Source organism: uncultured Gemmiger sp. (assembly GCA_944388105.1).
GTDB lineage: Bacteria > Bacillota > Clostridia > Oscillospirales > Ruminococcaceae > Gemmiger.
Window position 1 is genome coordinate 1 of record CALXHN010000045.1, and the last position, 16,454, is coordinate 16,454.

15 protein-coding genes are annotated in these 16,454 nt (G+C 63.1%); 11 read left to right on the forward strand and 4 right to left on the reverse strand.

What is annotated here, in order from left to right; translation table 11 throughout:
• Window positions 1-119 precede the first annotated feature (119 nt).
• Window positions 120-1,277 carry an AI-2E family transporter gene (locus Q0K17_RS06645; protein ID WP_294541184.1) on the reverse strand — a complete coding sequence of 386 codons (1,158 nt, stop codon included), beginning with the start codon at window positions 1,275-1,277 and terminating at the stop codon, window positions 120-122.
• A gap of 124 nt (window positions 1,278-1,401) precedes the next feature.
• Here Q0K17_RS06645 and Q0K17_RS06650 point away from each other — a divergent pair, with 124 nt between their 5' ends.
• From Q0K17_RS06650 to Q0K17_RS06660, 3 genes are all read left to right on the forward strand, one after another.
• Window positions 1,402-1,857 carry a DUF523 domain-containing protein gene (locus tag Q0K17_RS06650; RefSeq protein WP_294541186.1) on the forward strand — a complete coding sequence of 152 codons (456 nt, stop codon included), beginning with the start codon at window positions 1,402-1,404 and terminating at the stop codon, window positions 1,855-1,857.
• The gene (locus Q0K17_RS06655) at window positions 1,854-2,717 is read left to right on the forward strand and encodes a patatin family protein (protein ID WP_294541188.1); all 864 of its coding nucleotides are present in this window, start codon (window positions 1,854-1,856) and stop codon (window positions 2,715-2,717) included. The genes Q0K17_RS06650 and Q0K17_RS06655 overlap by 4 nt, the downstream gene beginning before the upstream one ends.
• Before the next feature lie 235 nt (window positions 2,718-2,952).
• Window positions 2,953-3,813: a C39 family peptidase gene (locus Q0K17_RS06660; RefSeq protein WP_294541190.1), complete on the forward strand. Its 861-nt coding sequence runs from the start codon at window positions 2,953-2,955 to the stop codon at window positions 3,811-3,813.
• A 59-nt stretch (window positions 3,814-3,872) separates the two neighbouring features.
• On the opposite strand, the gene Q0K17_RS06665 is transcribed toward Q0K17_RS06660, so the two are convergent.
• Entirely contained in the window at window positions 3,873-6,119 is a 2,247-nt protein-coding gene (locus tag Q0K17_RS06665; protein ID WP_294541192.1) for a hydratase, read from the reverse strand.
• Between the two features lie 365 nt (window positions 6,120-6,484).
• Between Q0K17_RS06665 and Q0K17_RS06670 the strand changes: the two genes are divergently transcribed.
• Window positions 6,485-7,858, forward strand: coding sequence for a citrate synthase (locus Q0K17_RS06670; RefSeq protein ID WP_294541194.1), 1,374 nt, complete (start codon window positions 6,485-6,487; stop codon window positions 7,856-7,858).
• A gap of 64 nt (window positions 7,859-7,922) precedes the next feature.
• On the opposite strand, the gene Q0K17_RS06675 is transcribed toward Q0K17_RS06670, so the two are convergent.
• On the reverse strand, window positions 7,923-8,867 hold the full coding sequence (locus Q0K17_RS06675; RefSeq protein ID WP_294541196.1) for an AEC family transporter: 945 nt from the start codon (window positions 8,865-8,867) through the stop codon (window positions 7,923-7,925).
• Window positions 8,868-9,031: 164 nt separating this feature from the next.
• On the opposite strand from Q0K17_RS06675, the gene Q0K17_RS06680 reads away from it, so the two are divergent.
• Both Q0K17_RS06680 and Q0K17_RS06685 read left to right on the forward strand, forming a co-directional pair.
• The gene (locus Q0K17_RS06680) at window positions 9,032-10,408 is read left to right on the forward strand and encodes a uracil-xanthine permease family protein (protein WP_294541198.1); all 1,377 of its coding nucleotides are present in this window, start codon (window positions 9,032-9,034) and stop codon (window positions 10,406-10,408) included.
• Between the two features lie 31 nt (window positions 10,409-10,439).
• Window positions 10,440-10,799 carry a hypothetical protein gene (locus Q0K17_RS06685; RefSeq protein WP_294541200.1) on the forward strand — a complete coding sequence of 120 codons (360 nt, stop codon included), beginning with the start codon at window positions 10,440-10,442 and terminating at the stop codon, window positions 10,797-10,799.
• Between the two features lie 57 nt (window positions 10,800-10,856).
• On the opposite strand, the gene Q0K17_RS06690 is transcribed toward Q0K17_RS06685, so the two are convergent.
• Window positions 10,857-11,144 carry a hypothetical protein gene (locus Q0K17_RS06690; protein ID WP_294541202.1) on the reverse strand — a complete coding sequence of 96 codons (288 nt, stop codon included), beginning with the start codon at window positions 11,142-11,144 and terminating at the stop codon, window positions 10,857-10,859.
• A 118-nt stretch (window positions 11,145-11,262) separates the two neighbouring features.
• Between Q0K17_RS06690 and Q0K17_RS06695 the strand changes: the two genes are divergently transcribed.
• The 5 genes from Q0K17_RS06695 to Q0K17_RS06715 all read left to right on the forward strand — a co-directional run bounded on the left by Q0K17_RS06695 (window position 11,263) and on the right by Q0K17_RS06715 (window position 16,292).
• A complete protein-coding gene (locus tag Q0K17_RS06695; RefSeq protein WP_294541204.1) occupies window positions 11,263-12,267 on the forward strand; it encodes a nucleoid-associated protein in 1,005 nt (334 codons plus the stop codon).
• A gap of 75 nt (window positions 12,268-12,342) precedes the next feature.
• Window positions 12,343-13,545 carry an LL-diaminopimelate aminotransferase gene (locus Q0K17_RS06700; RefSeq protein WP_294541206.1) on the forward strand — a complete coding sequence of 401 codons (1,203 nt, stop codon included), beginning with the start codon at window positions 12,343-12,345 and terminating at the stop codon, window positions 13,543-13,545.
• A 72-nt stretch (window positions 13,546-13,617) separates the two neighbouring features.
• Entirely contained in the window at window positions 13,618-14,028 is a 411-nt protein-coding gene (locus Q0K17_RS06705; protein ID WP_294541208.1) for a pyridoxamine 5'-phosphate oxidase family protein, read from the forward strand.
• 121 nt (window positions 14,029-14,149) lie between these two features.
• Window positions 14,150-14,707, forward strand: coding sequence for a sigma-70 family RNA polymerase sigma factor (locus Q0K17_RS06710; RefSeq protein WP_294541210.1), 558 nt, complete (start codon window positions 14,150-14,152; stop codon window positions 14,705-14,707).
• Window positions 14,700-16,292 (forward strand): hypothetical protein, encoded by a 1,593-nt coding sequence (locus tag Q0K17_RS06715; RefSeq protein WP_294541212.1) that lies wholly within the window; start codon window positions 14,700-14,702, stop codon window positions 16,290-16,292. The genes Q0K17_RS06710 and Q0K17_RS06715 overlap by 8 nt, the downstream gene beginning before the upstream one ends.
• The last annotated feature ends 162 nt before the right edge of the window (window positions 16,293-16,454 follow it).

Below are 16,454 nucleotides of genomic sequence, written 5' to 3' on the forward strand. Positions count from 1 at the left end.
TCCCGGATGGTCTGCGGTTTCTGATCCAGCCAATGTTTCGTATTCATGGGGTATGCGCTCCTGTCTGTACCAGTCAGACGGCGGGGTTCCTCCCGCCGTAGGAAAAATGCAAGGAAAAATCAGTCCGGATCGTGATCCGGCAGCGGGGTCTCGCCGCCGGTCTCCGGGTCCAGGCCCCGGGCGGTCAGGCCCGCGCCCACCGCCTGCTTGAGCAGGGCGGCGAACACAGCCATGACCGGCACGCCGATGACCATACCCGCAATGCCGAACATGCCGCCGCCCACAATGATGGCGACCAGCACCCACAGACCGGAAATGCCGGTGGCACCGCCCAGGATGCGGGGTGCGATGAAGTTGCCGTCGATCTGCTGGATGACCAGGATCAGGATGCAGAAGATGACCGCCTGCAGCGGCTCACCGCTGAGCAGAAGCAGCAGTGCACTGGGCACCGCGCCGATGTACGGGCCGGCAATGGGGATGATGTTGGTCACCGCCACCAGCACCGCGATCATGGGGGCATAGTTCAGGCGCAGGATGAGCATAGCCACAAAGGTCTCACATCCCACCAGCAGGGCGTCCAGCAGCTGGCCGCCGATGTAACTGCTGAAGGTGCGGTTGGCCAGCTGGAACACCGACAGCACACTGGCCGCCGCCCGGGGCGGGAACAGCGCCCGCAGCAGGGCCCGACAGGCCCGGAGCAGGGGCTCCTTTTCCGCCAGCAGATAGATGCTGGCCGCCAGAGCCACCACAAAGTTCAGCACCTGGCCCGCCGCCTGACCGGCGGCACCGGCCACAGCAGGCATGCTGTTCTTGATGAATTCCTGGATGGTGTCACCGGAGTTTTCCACAAATTCGGTGAGTTTCTGGGTGATGGAGGCATCCACATTCACGTCCGCCATAAGACCTTCCAGAGTCACGGTGGCGTTTTCCAGGTAGCCGGGAAGGGCGTTGGCAAAGGTGGCGATGCTCTGGAACAGCTGGGGCACCACCAGCCCCACCAACGCCGCCACCACTGCCAGGAAGGACAGGTAGGCCAGCACAATGGCCGGACCGCGCTTGCCCCGGCAGAGTTTTTCGGCGTAAAAGCGGGTGGGGATATCCAGCACATAGGCCAGCACGATGCCCCCCGCAAAGGGAGAAAGCGCGCCCAAAAACGCCATGACGCCCCCGGCCGCGTTGGGCAGGGCGTTCACCACCAGCCAGATCAGCGCAGCGGCCGTGATCAGATGCAGCCAGTCCCGGGTGGTGGAAGGGACACGGTCAAGCCAGTTTTTCATCAGTTCCTCCTTAGGAAGGCGCATTGTTATGCACCGTATACTTTGATTATTCCATCCATTTTATGCTATAATACCATACGTGTTTATCATACCACAGCCCGACCTGTACAGAAAGAGAGATTTTATGAACATTCTGGTCAGTGCCTGTCTTTTGGGCGCATGCTGCAAATATTCCGGCGGAAACAACCGCTGTTCTGCCCTGCTGGACGCCCTGCGCGCCGGCGGGCACACCGCCGTGCCCGTCTGTCCGGAAATTTACGGCGGCCTGCCCACCCCCCGCCCCCCGGCCGAACGGCAGGGTGACCGGGTGGTGACCCAAGCAGGCACCGACGTGACCGCCCAGTACCGGAAAGGCGCCGAAGAGGCCCTGGCCATGGCCGAACTGAACGGATGCAGGGCGGCTATCCTCAAGGCCAACAGTCCCAGCTGCGGCTGTGGTACCATCTACGACGGCAGTTTTTCCCACCGGAAGGTACCCGGGGACGGCGTGGCCGCCCAGGTGCTGAAGGCGGCCGGGATTGCCGTGTACACCGAAGAAAATTTTCAAGAGCTTTTGCCCGGGGAGGCGCAGCAACAATGAAGGAAGTCAAATACGAACTCGGTCTTGTGCTGGAAGGGGGTGCGGTGCGGGGCATCTACACCGCCGGCGTGCTGGATGTGCTGATGGAAAACGGCCTCAAGGCCGATATGGTCATCGGCACCTCTGCCGGGTGCATCCACGGCTGCAACTATGTGTCCGGTCAGGCAGGGCGCAGCATCCGCTATTACCGCAAATACCGCAATGACCGGCATTTCATGGGGTTCTATTCCCTGCTGACCACCGGGGAGGTGGTGGGCCGCAAGTTCTGCTACGAGGACATCCCTTCCTGGCTGGATCCCTTTGACGAGGAAGCCTTTGAGGCCTCCCCCGTGGATTTCTACACCACCGTGACCAACCTGAACACCGGCAAGGCGGAGCACATCCTGTGCGACAATCTGCGTCTGGACGACAAGATGAACCTGCTGCGGGGCGGGGCCTCCATGCCTTTGTGCTCCCGGCCGGTGGCGTATCACGGCCAGCTGTATCTGGACGGCGGCGTGGCCGACAGCATCCCCTACCGGGCTGCCGGGGAACTGGGCTGTAAGCGCCGTCTGGTGGTGCTGACCCAGCCCGCCGGGTATCTCAAGCAGCCCGCCAACATGCTGCCCTTCCAGGTCATGTACCGCCGCTATCCCCGCTTTGTGCAGGCCATGGCCGACCGCGCCCGGGTGTACAACGCCCAGGTGTGCGAGGTGGAGCAGGCCGCCGGAACCGGCGAGGCCTTCCTCATCCGGCCCAGCAAAGCCCTGAAAGTGGGGCGGATGGAACGGGACATGGACCGCATCAACGCCCAGTATGAGCTGGGCCGTACCGACGCTCTGGCCGCCCTGCCCGCTTTGCACAAGTGGCTGGAAGACTGAGGCATCCGGTTACATAGACGAATCATTTTCCGCATTTTTGGCGCATCTGCCCGTTTTGGGGACAGATGCGCCTTTTTGTGCGGTTTTGCTGCCGGCCGACAGAAATTTGCAAGAATTGCGCAAGGAAGTTCCCATACTTCGGGCAGGGGTCCGGCATATCTTGCCATGGAAAGGGTGGTACAGTAGGAACAGGGCGGCAGCCGGCCGCCGATTCTGTTCCGGGAGGTTCCCTGTCATGACCCGCAAATCTTCCCTGCCATATTCCCGCCGCCGCGCCGCCCGTATCCGGGCAAGACGGCGAAGAGCCGGACGGATTCTGTTCTGCTGTCTGCTGGCCATTCTGGGCACCGTGTGGGCCGTGAGGGCGCCCGGACGGTTCCGGTCCGCCGGGCCGGTTGATGTAGCCATGGAAAGCTCCCCTGCCCCTGCCGCCACCATGACCGGGGACGAGGAGACCCGCCGGCAGGCCATTCTGGCCGACACCGGCGGCACCTGGCCCCAGAGCCTGCGGGAGCTGCTGGAACGTCACCCGGACGCCCTGCCTTTTGTGGAGGGCTACCCCGAACACAAGGACGACGCCCCCGCCGACAGCATCGGGACGGTGGAGGCGGGGAGCTTTCCCCTGCTGCTTCAGTGGGACGCCCGCTGGGGCTATACCCGGTACGGGGACGACCTGCTGGCCGTGACCGGCTGCGGGCCCACCTGCCTGTCCATGGCGGCGGCCGGACTGACCGGGGACGATACCATCACCCCCGCCGCCGTGGCCGCCCGGGCCCAGCGGGACGGATACTGGGTGGACGGGGTGACCAGCTGGGAGCTGATGCGCACCGGCTGCGAAGCCTGGGGCCTGGTGAGCGAGGAGCTGCCCCTGAGCGAAAGTTCCGTCACCGGAGCCCTGTCGGAAGGGCACCCCATCATCTGCAGCGTGCGGCCGGGGGATTTCACCACCACCGGGCATTTCATCCTGCTGGCCGGAACGGAGGAGGACGGCATCCGGGTCAACGACCCCAACAGTCCCCAGAACAGTGACCGGCTTTGGACCTACGATGAGCTGGAACCCCAGATTCGCAACCTGTGGGCATTTTCCGTCCGATAATCGCGCAGACACGATAAAAAGGCCCCGGCGCAGTGCGCCGGGGCCTTTTTATATGGGAATCAGTTGTGCTTGTAGTAGTTGATGAGGCAGCCGTCGGCCAGGATCTGGCGTTCAGCGTCGGTGAGGGCGCCCAGGCGCAGGGTGATGGCCTTGACCTCACCGGAAGGCAGCACCGCATAGCCGAGGATGGTGTCGTCCTTATTCAGCAGGGCTGCCCGCACACCGGGCAGGAAGACGTAGCCGTCCAGGGGCAGGGCGTCCGGGTCGGTGGTCAGGAAGGGCAGCATGCCCCAGTTGATGCAGTTGGAGCGGTACCGTTTGGTGGCGTATTCCAGGGCAAAGTTGGCTGCGCCGCCCAGCACCCGCTGGCAGCTGGCAGCCTGCTCCCGGGCGGAGCCGTCACCGGGCTTGTTGGCAAAGATGGCGGAACCGATGTTGGTGTTGGCCGCATCCACCGTGCAGCCGGCGGCCTTCAGGGCATCGTAGACGGCGGCAATCTCCGCGGGCAGGCTGCCGGCGCGGCGGGCGTCGTCGTCCGCCTTCACCGCCTTGGCGCGGCCCACATAGGCCGGGTCCTTGCGGGAGAGGGTGAATTCCGCCAACCGCAGGGGGTTGGAGCGGAAGGAGGAGGTCTCGCCGGAAGGGATCAGCTCATCGGTGGTGGTGACCGGGTCGGTGATGTGGCTGACGATGCGCAGCAGCAGGTCGTCGGACAGGGCGGGCTGTTCCGGCCAGTCCTTGATATTGGGGCCGAAGCGCAGTTCGTGTTCCGGCTCGGCATGGTTCCAGCCGTTGTACACCCGCTTGTCGTACACGCCCTTGTCGAAGTGATAGGGCGGGGCCACGAAGTCATCGTGGACCACCTCACTGGCGGCAGTCAGCACGCCGCCGGCCGCTGCGGTGGCCGCGATGCTGCGGGCATCCATGAGGGCCACGCCGGAGATCTGGCCTTCCCCGGGCTTGGAGCCTTCCCGGTTGGGGAAGTTGCGGGTGGTGTGACGGATGGAGAACTCCCCGTTGGCGGGGGTGTCGCCGGCGCCGAAGCAGGGGCCGCAGAAGCTTTCCCGGAAGATGCCGCCCGCCGAGACGATATCGGCCACAGCGCCGTTCTTGACCAGCTCCAGGTAGGTGGGCATGCTGTCCGGGTAGGCGCTGAACTTGAACTGGCCGTTGCCGCAGCTCTTGCCCCGCAGGATGTCGGCCACGGCGCACAGGCTTTCGTAGGTGCCGCCGCTGCAGCCCGCCACGATGCCCTGATCCACATGGATCTGGCCGTCCTTGCCGATCTTGCCCACCAGGTCCATATGGACCTTGCCGGACAGCTGCTCGTTGGCACGGTCCTCGGCCTGTTTCAGGATGGTGTAGGGGTCCTCTTTCAGGGCGCGGATGGGATAGGCGTAGCTGGGATGCATGGGCAGGGCGATCATGCACTCGATGGTGGACAGGTCCAGCTCGATGCAGCCGTCGTAATAGGCCACATCCGCCGGGGACAGCTGACGGTAATCGTCGGCGCGGCCCCGGATGGCCAGGTATTCCTCGGTGACCGAGTCGGTCTGCCAGATGCTGGACCAGCAGGTGGTCTCGGTGGTCATGCAGTCGATGGCGTTGCGGCAGTCGGCGGAGAGAGCCGCCACGCCGGGGCCCACAAATTCCATGACCTTGTTCTTCACATACCCGTTGGCATAGGTGGCGCCCACCAGGGCCAGGGCCACGTCGTGGGGGCCCACGCCGGGGTTCAGCTTGCCGGTGAGGTAAACGGCCACCACGCCGGGGCGGGCCATATCATAGGTGCGGCCCACCAGCTGCTTGGCCAGCTCGCCGCCGCCTTCCCCCACCGCCATGGTGCCCAGGGCGCCGTAGCGGGTGTGGGAGTCGGAGCCCAGGATCATCTTGCCGCAGCCGGCCATCATCTCCCGGTTATAGCTGTGGATGACCGCCATGCAGGGAGGCACATAGATGCCGCCGTACTTGTGGGCGGCGGACAGGGCGAACTGGTGGTCGTCCTCATTGATGGTGCCGCCCACGGCGCACAGGCTGTTGTGGCAGTTGGTCAGCACATAAGGCAGGGGGAACTTCTCCATGCCGGACGCCCGGGCCGTCTGGATGATGCCCACATAGGTGATGTCGTGGCTGGTCATGGAGTCGAACTTCAGGCGCAGGTCATTCATGTCCGGCGCGGTGTTGTGGGCTTTCAGGATGCCGTAGGCGATGGTGCCTTCGGCGGCCTTCTCCTTGGTGATGCCGGCGGGAGCGGTATCGGTCAGTTTGCCGTTGACCAGATACACGCCGTTCTGATGCAGTTTCATGCGTACCTCCGTTTCATAGTTCCGCGGCGGGGCGCGAGGGGGCGCCGGGGCCGCAGTTTTGTGTATTTTCAGGTGGGAACCGGCGGCAAATGGCGCCGCAGGGTCATTTATTTTATAAGCCTGTTCTTTGAGTATACCCATTTTGCCGGCCCTTGTCAACGAATCTTTTTAATGTTTGGCCGGCTAAAGCGGGATGTCAACTTAACAAAATAAAGTCCGCTTTCGGCGTTCGATTTCTTAATTTAAGAAAAAGACTTGACGACAGGCCGGTTATCCTATAAAATTATATTTATCGGCGCTTTTGAGAGGTAAAGCGCTCCACCCGGCATGCCTCGTGCATGCCCGTATAGAGGAGGCGTGAGACGATGTACTATCCCGACGTACCGGCCCTGGAGCCGGAGGACATCCAGCTGTTGTGCGGCGAATATCTGGCCCACAACGCCCACCTTGACCCCCGCGAGGCGGACCGCCTTGGCGTCAAGCGCGGATTGCGCAACCCGGACGGCACCGGCGTACTGGCCGGCATCACCAACGTGTCCAACGTTGTGGGCTACGACAAGCAGCCCGACGGCACGGTCAAACCCATTCCCGGGCGGCTGATCTACCGCGGCATCGACATCGATACCCTGGTGGCCGAGGCCGACGCCCACGACCGGTTCATGTTTGAGGAAGCGGTGTGGCTGCTGCTGTTCGGCAGTCTGCCCACCCCCGAGCAGTTTGCCCGGTTCCGCAAACTGCTGGAGACCCACCGGGAACTGCCCCGGGGCTTTGCGGACGACATGATCCTCAACTCCCCCTCCCCCAACATCATGAACAAGATCGCCCGCAGCGTGCTGGCCATGTACAGCTATGACGAACACGCCGAGGACACCTCTTTGCCCAACATCCTGCGCCAGAGCATCAACCTGATCGCCGAGATGCCCACCATGATGGTCAACGCCTACCAGATCAAGCGCCGGGTGTATGACCGCAGCAGCATGTATTTCCACCTGCCCACCCCGGGCCAGAGCACGGCGGAACATATCCTGTCCACCTACCGGGCGGACCAGAAGTTCACCCACGAGGAAGCCCGCCTGCTGGACCTGTGCCTGCTGGTCCACGCCGACCACGGCGGCGGCAACTGCTCCACCTTCACCTGCCGCGTGCTGTCCAGCTCCGGCACCGACACCTACGCGGCCATCTCGGCGGCCATCGGCGCCCTGAAGGGCCCCAAGCACGGCAGCGCCAACCTGAAGGTCATGCAGCAGCTGGACTACATTCTGGAAAACGTGGAGAACCCCAAGGACGACGGCGAAGTGCGGGAATTCCTGCGCAAGATCATGCGCAAGGAAGCCGGGGACGGCAGCGGCCTGATCTACGGCATGGGCCACGCGGTGTACACCCTCAGCGATCCCCGCGCCCAGATCCTCAAGACCCACGCCCGACGTCTGGCCTACGCCAAGGGCTTTGATGAGGAGTACGAGATGCTGTGCAGCATTGAACGGCTGGCCCCCGAGATCTTTGCGGAGGAACACCCCAGCGGCAAGCGGGTGTGTGCCAACGTGGACCTGTTCAGCGGGCTGATCTACCGCATGCTGGGCATCAGCAACGACCTGTTCACCCCCCTGTTCGCCATTGCCCGTGTCCCGGGCTGGTGTGCCCACCGGGTGGAGGAAGTGGAGTTTGCCAACCGCATCATCCGCCCCGCCTACAAGTATGTGGGCCATGCCCAGGAGTACGTCCCCCTGGACGAACGGTAACCTTTGTACACAAAAAAGCCGCCCCGGCCGGGGCGGCTTTTTTCTTTTTTAATTCAAGAAAGGGTCAGGCGATATACCCGCCGCTGCGCAGAAGGAAGATCCACAAGGTGAGGGTCAGGGCGGACAGCAGGGTGGTGACCACCGTGACGCTGGCGCTGAGCACCCCTTCGTGGCCCATGTTTTTGGCCATGATGTAGCTGGTGGGGGTGGTGGGGCTGCCCAGCATGATGAGCAGGGCGATGAGCTGTTCGTCCCGGAAGCCCAGCCGCACCGCCAAAGGCAGGAAGACAGCGCACAGGATGCCCACCTTGCACACCGAGGCAAGGAGGGTGGGAACGATCTTGCGCACCGCCCGGGCTCCTTCAAAAGAAGCACCGATGGACAAAAGGGCCAGGGGGCTGGTGAGGGAGGCCAGACTGTCAAAGGTCTTGCTGACCAGGGTGGGCAGTTCAAAGGGCAGCAGGCTGAGCACCGCTCCCGCCGCAATGCCGATGAGGATGGGGTTGGTCACCACCCCTTTGAGCACCGCTCCCGGGCGCAGGGTCCCCTGGCGGGTGGGGTTTTCCACCGTGAGGATGGTCACCGCGAAGATGTTGAACAGGGGCACGCTGCCCAGGATCATCAGCGGGGCGGAACCGGCATTGCCGTAGATGTTCTGGATGAAGGCCACCCCCAGGATGGCCGCGCTGCTGCGGTAGCAGGCCTGGACGAACTCCCCTACCAGGGATTTGTCCCGCAGAAAGCGGTGGGCCAGAGCCCAGATGACCAGGATGGACAGGATGGTGACGCCGAAGCAGAAGGCCACATATCTGCCGTCGAAATCATGGACCAGGTCCACTGAAGCCATATCGCAGAGGAGCATGACGGGCAGGGTGACCTTGAACACCAGTTTGTCGGCGGCGGTACAGAAGGCCGGGGGCAGAAACCCCAGGCGGCGCAGCCCCCAGCCGATGGCCATGACCAGGAACACCGGCAGGGTGGCGTTGATGCTGAAGACAAGATTTTCCATAATAAAGCCCTTCTTTGGTTGGCATGATCCTGCTTTATCCTAGCACAACCGGGGCGCGGGGGCAAGGGCAGACTTGCAAGGGCGGGCGGTTTCTGCTATGATGAAGCGGAGAATGCCCGCAGCCGTTGCGGGGCCATGTGTAAATTGAGGAGGATGTTTGTTCCATGAGTGAAGAAAAGAAACAGACGCCGCAGAAGCCCGATTATTCCCAGGGCATCTACGACGCCATGACCCTGGGCAAGCCCCGGGTTCTGGTGCTGGGTATCCAGCATATGTTTGCCATGTTCGGCGCAACGGTCCTGGTGCCCCTGATCACCGGCCTGAGCGTTTCCACCACCCTGCTGTGTGCCGGTCTGGGCACGCTGCTGTTCCACCTGATCACCGGCGGCAAGGTCCCCGCCTTCCTGGGGTCCTCCTTCGCCTATCTGGGCGGCTTTGCCATCGTGGCCCCCATGCTGCTGGATGAAAACGGCCAGCAGATCATCCCCAACACCGAAATGCTGCCCTATGCCTGCGCCGGTGTGGCCCTAAGCGGTCTGGTATATGTGCTGTTCAGCCTGCTGATCTCGGTGTTCGGCATCCGCCGCATCATGAAGCTCTTCCCGCCCGTGGTCACCGGCCCCATCATCATTGCCATCGGCCTGATCCTGGCGCCTTCTGCCATCACCAACTGCGAGACCAACTGGCTGCTGGCCTTTGTGGCCCTGGGCACCGTCATCGTCTGCAACATCTGGGGCAAGGGCATGGTCAAGATCCTGCCCATCCTGCTGGGTGTCATCGTGTCCTATGTGGTGGCTCTGGTCACCGGCGCGGTGGACTTTTCCAGCGTGGCCGACGCCGCCTGGTTCGGCATTCCGGTGCATCCCCAGTCCATGGGTCTGTTCGCCATTGACGGCAGCCCCGAATTCATCAGCGCTGTGCTGACCATCGTGCCCATCGCCCTGGCCACCATGATGGAGCACATCGGCGACATCGCTTCCATCAGCGCCACCGCCGGCAAGAACTTCATCCGTGACCCCGGCCTGAACCGCACCCTGCTGGGTGACGGTTTGGCCACCAGCATGGCCGGCCTGCTGGGCGGCCCCGCCAACACCACCTACGGTGAAAACACCGGCGTGCTGGCCCTGACCAAGATCTACGATCCCCTGGTCATCCGCATTGCCGCCGTATTTGCCATCGTGCTCAGCTTCAGCCCCAAGTTTGACGCCATCATCAACTCCATCCCCGCCGGCATCATCGGCGGCATCAGCTTCGTGCTGTACGGCATGATCTCCGCCATCGGCGTGCGCAACGTGGTGGAAAACCAGGTGGACTTCACCAACTCCCGCAACCTGATCATCGCCGCTGTCATCCTGGTCTGCGCCCTGGGCTTCAACTCGGTGGGCGGTCTGACCTTCATGGTGGCCGGTGTGTCCATCAACCTGTCCGGTCTGGCCATCGCCGCCATCGCCGGCATCCTGCTCAACGCCCTGCTGCCCGGAAACACCTACGAGTTCGACGACGGCACCGGCACCGGCGAGGGCGCCAGCCTGCGCGTCTGATCCTATCTTTTTTCCAAAGGAGGCGGGTTCCATGCCCAGTCAGCTTTCCGCAGCCGACTTTCTTTCCCTGCGCATGCAGTACAAAAACACCCAGACGGAGGAGGAATGGCCCGCCGCCATCGAGCATGACTTTGCAGACGGGCGGATGGTGGACCACTACTTTGTGGTGCCCGCCCCCTCCCTGCTGGAAGATCCGGCGGTGAAAGACCTGGGGGAAGTGGTGGGACTGCTGTTCCTGCAGCAGCCCGACGGCGCCCCCTGGCAGGTACTCCTCCATGAGACTTCCATGGTCCGGGATGTGACCTTTGAGATGCCGGAGGAGGAATTCCGCCGTCTGCTGGAAAACAACCATCTGATCCTGCCCGGGGAACCGGGCTTCCAGATGCCGTGACAAACCCAAAACAGGCCCTGCCGAAAAGGCAGGGCCTGTTTTTTGCGGGTGCAGCGGTCAATAGATGGCTTCCTCCCGCCACTTCATCAGGCGGCGCACGGTGTCGTCGTCCTCCACCCAGCCGTCCTCCCCGGGACGGGCGCCGGGGGCATAGCTCTGCATCACCCCGGGGCTGCTGCCGTTCAGGAAGGCTTTGGCCGCCTTCTGGCGGCAGGGCAGGGTCCGGCGCAGGTACTCGTCATACCGCGGGGTGTGGGGCGGGGCGGGGGCATGGGGGTCCGGCTGTGCCCCCCGCAGGTCGGTGGCATGGCAGACGGTCACAGGGCCGCAGAAAGAAAAAATCATGGGGCGGTCACATCCTTTCACCCTTCAGTATCTCCCCCGCCGGGAATCTTATCCTCTGTCCAAGGGCGCCAAAATGTGGTATACTGGGGCAAGACATCAAATGAAAGGAACCCTTTGCATGGACATCAAACTGAACCAGGTCATCTTCCATCTGCTGGACTCGGGAGCATCCGAACCGGTGCTGTCCGACCGCCCCATGGACATGGACGCCAACCTGTACGAATACTTCACCCTCTGCCTGGAAAAGGCCTTTGCCAGCGACGACGGCAAAAACTGCCGGTTCCTGCCCGATTCCGCCTTTTTGCAGGAGATGCAGCAGAACCAGGATTTTATCGATCTGTCCCGCCGCATTGCGGGGGTGGTTTTTGACCAGATGCTCCAGTACCCGGACATTCCTTCCGGCGACCTGGCCATTGTGGATTTCAGCGTGCAGGGGGTGCCCTATTACGGGGTGCTCAAGCTGAACTACCGCCCCGGCTACACCCATGTGACCAACGTCATGGGCAACGGCCAGTGCAGCACCATCGCCCCCCAGCGGACCATTCTGCCGGGTAACCCCAAGGCCGACGAGGCCGCCCTCATCGACCGGGCCAACCTGACCATCCGGCTGATCGAAAAGCGGTACACCATGGACGACAAGAAGGACTTTTACCTGTCCACCCGGGTGTTCAGCTGCACCCAGGCTTTGCCGGAAAAAGAAAAGCTGAAGGCCGTTTGTGAGACCGCTGTGGCCGCCGTGCAGGCCGCCTACCCCGAAGCCGCCGAGCTGGAGGACGTGCCTCCCTTTGACGGCGGCACCGAGACGGCGGTGGAGCTGATGGTGCGCAACCAAGCGGTGGAGAACACCATTGCGGTGGAGGACGTGCGTGCCCGCATTGAGGAGCAGTATCCCCTGGCCGCCCCCGCCTTTGACGAGGCCCTGGCCGAGACCGGGGTGACCCCCACCGACCGGGTGACCGTCTCCCCTGCCCGGATGAAGCGGCTGGAAAGCCGCAGCTTCAAGACCGAGCGGGGCATCGAGATCAAGATCCCTGCCGAGCTGTGCAACAGCGACGAGGCGGTGGAGTTCATCCACAGCGCCGGGGGCGGGCTGTCCATCCTGATCAAGGACGTTCTTGTGTGAAGCGCATTGCACCATCCGGGGTTTTGTGTTAAAATAAATTCATTTCTTAGTTCCATTTTTCAGGGGGGAAATCATATGAAAGTCAACAAGCATTACGCAGAGCTGGAAGAGAGCTACCTGTTCAGCACCATCGCCCACAAGGTGGCGGACTACCAGGCCGCTCATCCCGACAAGGACATCATCCGGCTGGGCATCGGCGACGTGACCCTGCCTCTGGCCAAGAGCGTGGTCAAGGCCCTGCACGAGGCCAGCGAGGAACAGGGACACAAGGAGACCTTCCACGGCTACATTCCCAGCGAGCAGGGATATCCCTTCCTGCGGGAAGCCATCCAGAAATACTACGCCGGCCGCGGCGTGGCGCTGGACACCGCCGAGATCTTCATCTCCGACGGCGCCAAGAGCGACCTGGGCAACCTGCTGGACCTGTTTGACGTGGACAACACCGTGCTGGTGCCCGACCCCGTCTACCCCGTCTATGTGGATGACAACGTCATGGCCGGCCGCCGCATCGCCTACATGCCCGCCAACGCGGACAACGGCTTCCTGCCCATGCCCAGCGATTCCCTGAAGGGGGACATCGTCTACCTGTGCAGCCCCAACAACCCCACCGGCGCCACCTACACCGTGGACCAGCTGAAGGTCTGGGTGGACTGGGCCAAGGCCAACAACGCCGTCATCCTGTTTGACGCCGCCTACGAGTGCTTTGTCAGCGAGCCCGGTCTGGCCCGCAGCATCTTTGAGGTGGAGGGCGCCAAGGAGTGCGCCATCGAGGTGTGCAGCTTCTCCAAGATCGCCGGCTTCACCGGCACCCGCTGCGGCTACACCGTGGTGCCCCAGGCCCTGGAACGGGAAGGCATGAGCCTGAACAAGATGTGGCTGCGCCGCCAGACCACCAAGTTCAACGGCGTTGCCTACATCGTGCAGCGGGCGGCGGCCGCCGTCTTCACCGAGGAAGGCATGAAGGAGATCCAGGAGAACCTGGACTACTACCGCCGCAACGCCGCCGTCATCGGCGCAGCGCTGGACAAGGCCGGTGTGTGGTACTGCGGCGGCAAGAACAGCCCCTACATCTGGCTGAAGTGCCCCGGCAACATGGGCAGCTGGCAGTTCTTTGACTGGCTGCTGGAGACCGCCGGTGTGGTGGGTACCCCCGGCGAGGGCTTCGGCGCCTGCGGCGAAGGATATTTCCGCCTGACCGCTTTCGGCGACGCCGACCGCACCAAGGAAGCCGCCGACCGGATTCTGGCGGCCATCAAGACGCTTCCGTCCGGCTGCTGAACCACCGCTTTGCGGCCTTTCGGCAACACCGGTTCAACCTTTTTCATCACATATAAACGGGGAGGGACCGTTATGCAGCCCAGCGAAGAGATCATGAAATTCCTGAAAGACAACCCTACCTTCTATCTGGCCACGGTGGACGGATATCTGCCGCGGGTGCGGCCCATGGGCTTTGCCATGTGGTACAAGGACCACCTGTGTCTGGCCATCGGCAAGCACAAGGCTGCCTACAAACAGTTGCTGGACAACACCAATCTGGAAATCTGCGCCGCCAATGACCGCGGCGAGTGGATGCGGATCCAGGGCACCGCCAACTTTGACAACAGCCCCGAAGCCCAGGAGGCGGCCTTCAAGACCGCCCCGCAGCTGGAGGACATCTACAACGACGAGAGCGGCCTGAAGCTGGGTATCGTCTATCTGGACCATATCTCGGCCAAGCTGTTCTCCATGTCCGGCACCGTCAAGGACATTCTCAGCTACTGAGTTTTTCGTTGATTTCCCCGTCCTTTGCAAAAAGGGCGGGGATTTTTTTGATTTACGCGTGACTTTTCGCCCCGGTTTGGCGTCTGGATGGATGAAGGGCCCAACAAAGGAGGAAACCAACTTGCACACTGTCAATGACCAAGAGCTGCTGGCGCTGCTCTGCCGTGACCCTCAGACCGGGCTGGCCGCCGTGCTGGACAACTACGGCGCCATGATCCACGGCATCGTGCGGCGGGTGCTGCCGGACGCCGCCCAGGATGCGGAGGAATGTGTGGCCGACGTGCTGGTGGCGGTCTGGCGCCATGCGCCGGACCTGCAAAGGGAAGCCGGTAGCCTGAAAGGCTGGCTGTGCGTCACCGCCCGCAACACCGCCATCACCCGCTGGCGTGCCTTGCGCCGCAAGGGCACGGTCCCCCTGGACGAAGCCATCGCCGGGGACTGGCTGCTGACACCCCAGCCCACCGAGGCCGAGGAGCGCATCCAGGCTCTGGTGCTGGAACTGGAGGAACCGGACCGCACCATCTTTCTGCGGCGGTACTACCTGCTGGAACCGGCCCGGGAGATCGCCCGGGTGCTGCATATGACCGAACACAACGTCAACGTGCGCTTATCCCGCGGGCGCGCCAAGCTGCGCCGGAGATTCACCGAAAGCGAAACGGAGGAAACCCGCCATGCGTAAATCTGAACATCCTGATTCCGTGGCCGCCCGCCTGAGCGAGATGCCGGTGGGGCAGGCACCCCTGCGCGCCGACCAGCGCGACCGCATCCTGGCCATGGCCTGCGAGAAGGCCGGCCTGGACCCCCTGCAGACCGAGGAGGAGCCCGATACCGCCCCGGCGGTGTACAAGGCTCCCCGCCGTCCCCTGCGCAAAGCAGGCGTCCTGGCGGCGGCCGTGGCCGCTGTGTGCGCCCTGTCCCTGGGGGTGGCAGCGGTGGGCCCCGCCCTGCTGCAGCTGGGCCGCGGCGAAATCGACTTTTTTAATAATGCCCCCGACCCCGCCACCGCGGAAAATGCCCTGGATGCCCCCCACGGCAGCTTTTCCACCGCCGCCGAGGCCATGGCCGACCACACCGTGACCATCGGCCAGACATCCGAAAGCAACGGCCTTTCCATGACGCTGGAAAGCGTTTCCATGGACACCGCCGCCATGAACCTGTTCCTGACCATCCGCAAGGACAACCTGATCCCCGACCTGCTGGACCGTCCGGGGGGCAGCGACTATTTCGGCCAGAGCGACCTGAGCGCCCTGCTGGGCTGGATGCCCACCTTTGGCGGCGATGCAGGCCAGGGGCCCCTCATCAACGGTCAGGCGGTCTGTTCGGCCAGCTACCAGGTGCAGGACTTCTACCGGGTGGACGACAACACCCTGCAGGTCTGGGTGCACTACAGCCTCACCGGCCTGCCGGAAGGCGACACCCTGACCGTTGATCTGGACGAATGCTACAACGCCCTGGGCGTGGACGGAAGCTGGTCCTTCACCTTCACCCTGGACGCCGCCCAGGTGCGGGACCAGAGCCTGAGTGCCCAACCCGGCATCTACGATATGGGGCAGACCTACACCGCAGACCTGGAAGGCAAGGTGGTTCTGGACGCGCCCCTGCGCCTGCGGCGTCTGGCCTTCGGCCCGGTGGGCGGCGTGATGGTGGTGGACTGCGGGGATGACCCGGCCATGCTGGAACCGGACAACGCCACCGTGACCGGCAGCACTGCGGGATTGTTCCCCGGTTTGCTTCTGATCAGCGACAACACCGGCAAGGAACTGTACACCATCCATACGCAGGGGTATTATACCTCCAGCGAACCTGCCGTCTACGACGTCACCCCGCCGGCAGACGGCGCCACCGAACTGACCCTGACCCCCGTGGTGCACAAGGGGGAATATGATCCCCAGGAACGCACCCTGACCACCGAGGAGATGAAGCAGGGCGTGACCGTGGCCACCACCGATGTGAGCGGCTTCACCGTGCGCAACTACAAAGTGGAGAACGGCTCCATCAGCTACGAGCTGGTCCCCTACGGGCTGTCCAGCCCCACCGAGATCATTCCCGACGATGATGATCTGGTGACCATGATCAACGGCCACAGTGCCATGTCCAGCGCCACCGCCGACCCCAGGACCGGCGTGTGGAGCTGCCGCCTGGACTATTACGCCGCCACCGACGAGGAACTGGAATCCATTGCCACCTGGCGCTATTACTTTGAACCCGGCTACGAGGCGGATACTGCCCACAGCCTGACCCTGCCCCTGAGCGCCCAAAACTGAGAAGAGAATTTTCTGCCCGGGATTCCGGGCATACGAAAAGCCGCCGCCCTGCATCACGCGGGACGGCGGCTTTTTGCATAAAAACCCAGCAGTCTGGTTTTATTTCCAAATATTGACAAATCTTCCAAAATATCGTATACTATCCACAAGAAGTTGCGGCCG

Coding starts and splice junctions, on each gene's coding strand:
- Q0K17_RS06645 (WP_294541184.1), bottom strand. CDS start 1,277: ATGAAAAACTGGCTTGACCGTGTCCCTTCCACCACCCGGGACTGGCTG.
- Q0K17_RS06650 (WP_294541186.1), top strand. CDS start 1,402: ATGAACATTCTGGTCAGTGCCTGTCTTTTGGGCGCATGCTGCAAATAT.
- Q0K17_RS06655 (WP_294541188.1), top strand. CDS start 1,854: ATGAAGGAAGTCAAATACGAACTCGGTCTTGTGCTGGAAGGGGGTGCG.
- Q0K17_RS06660 (WP_294541190.1), top strand. CDS start 2,953: ATGACCCGCAAATCTTCCCTGCCATATTCCCGCCGCCGCGCCGCCCGT.
- Q0K17_RS06665 (WP_294541192.1), bottom strand. CDS start 6,119: ATGAAACTGCATCAGAACGGCGTGTATCTGGTCAACGGCAAACTGACC.
- Q0K17_RS06670 (WP_294541194.1), top strand. CDS start 6,485: ATGTACTATCCCGACGTACCGGCCCTGGAGCCGGAGGACATCCAGCTG.
- Q0K17_RS06675 (WP_294541196.1), bottom strand. CDS start 8,867: ATGGAAAATCTTGTCTTCAGCATCAACGCCACCCTGCCGGTGTTCCTG.
- Q0K17_RS06680 (WP_294541198.1), top strand. CDS start 9,032: ATGAGTGAAGAAAAGAAACAGACGCCGCAGAAGCCCGATTATTCCCAG.
- Q0K17_RS06685 (WP_294541200.1), top strand. CDS start 10,440: ATGCCCAGTCAGCTTTCCGCAGCCGACTTTCTTTCCCTGCGCATGCAG.
- Q0K17_RS06690 (WP_294541202.1), bottom strand. CDS start 11,144: ATGATTTTTTCTTTCTGCGGCCCTGTGACCGTCTGCCATGCCACCGAC.
- Q0K17_RS06695 (WP_294541204.1), top strand. CDS start 11,263: ATGGACATCAAACTGAACCAGGTCATCTTCCATCTGCTGGACTCGGGA.
- Q0K17_RS06700 (WP_294541206.1), top strand. CDS start 12,343: ATGAAAGTCAACAAGCATTACGCAGAGCTGGAAGAGAGCTACCTGTTC.
- Q0K17_RS06705 (WP_294541208.1), top strand. CDS start 13,618: ATGCAGCCCAGCGAAGAGATCATGAAATTCCTGAAAGACAACCCTACC.
- Q0K17_RS06715 (WP_294541212.1), top strand. CDS start 14,700: ATGCGTAAATCTGAACATCCTGATTCCGTGGCCGCCCGCCTGAGCGAG.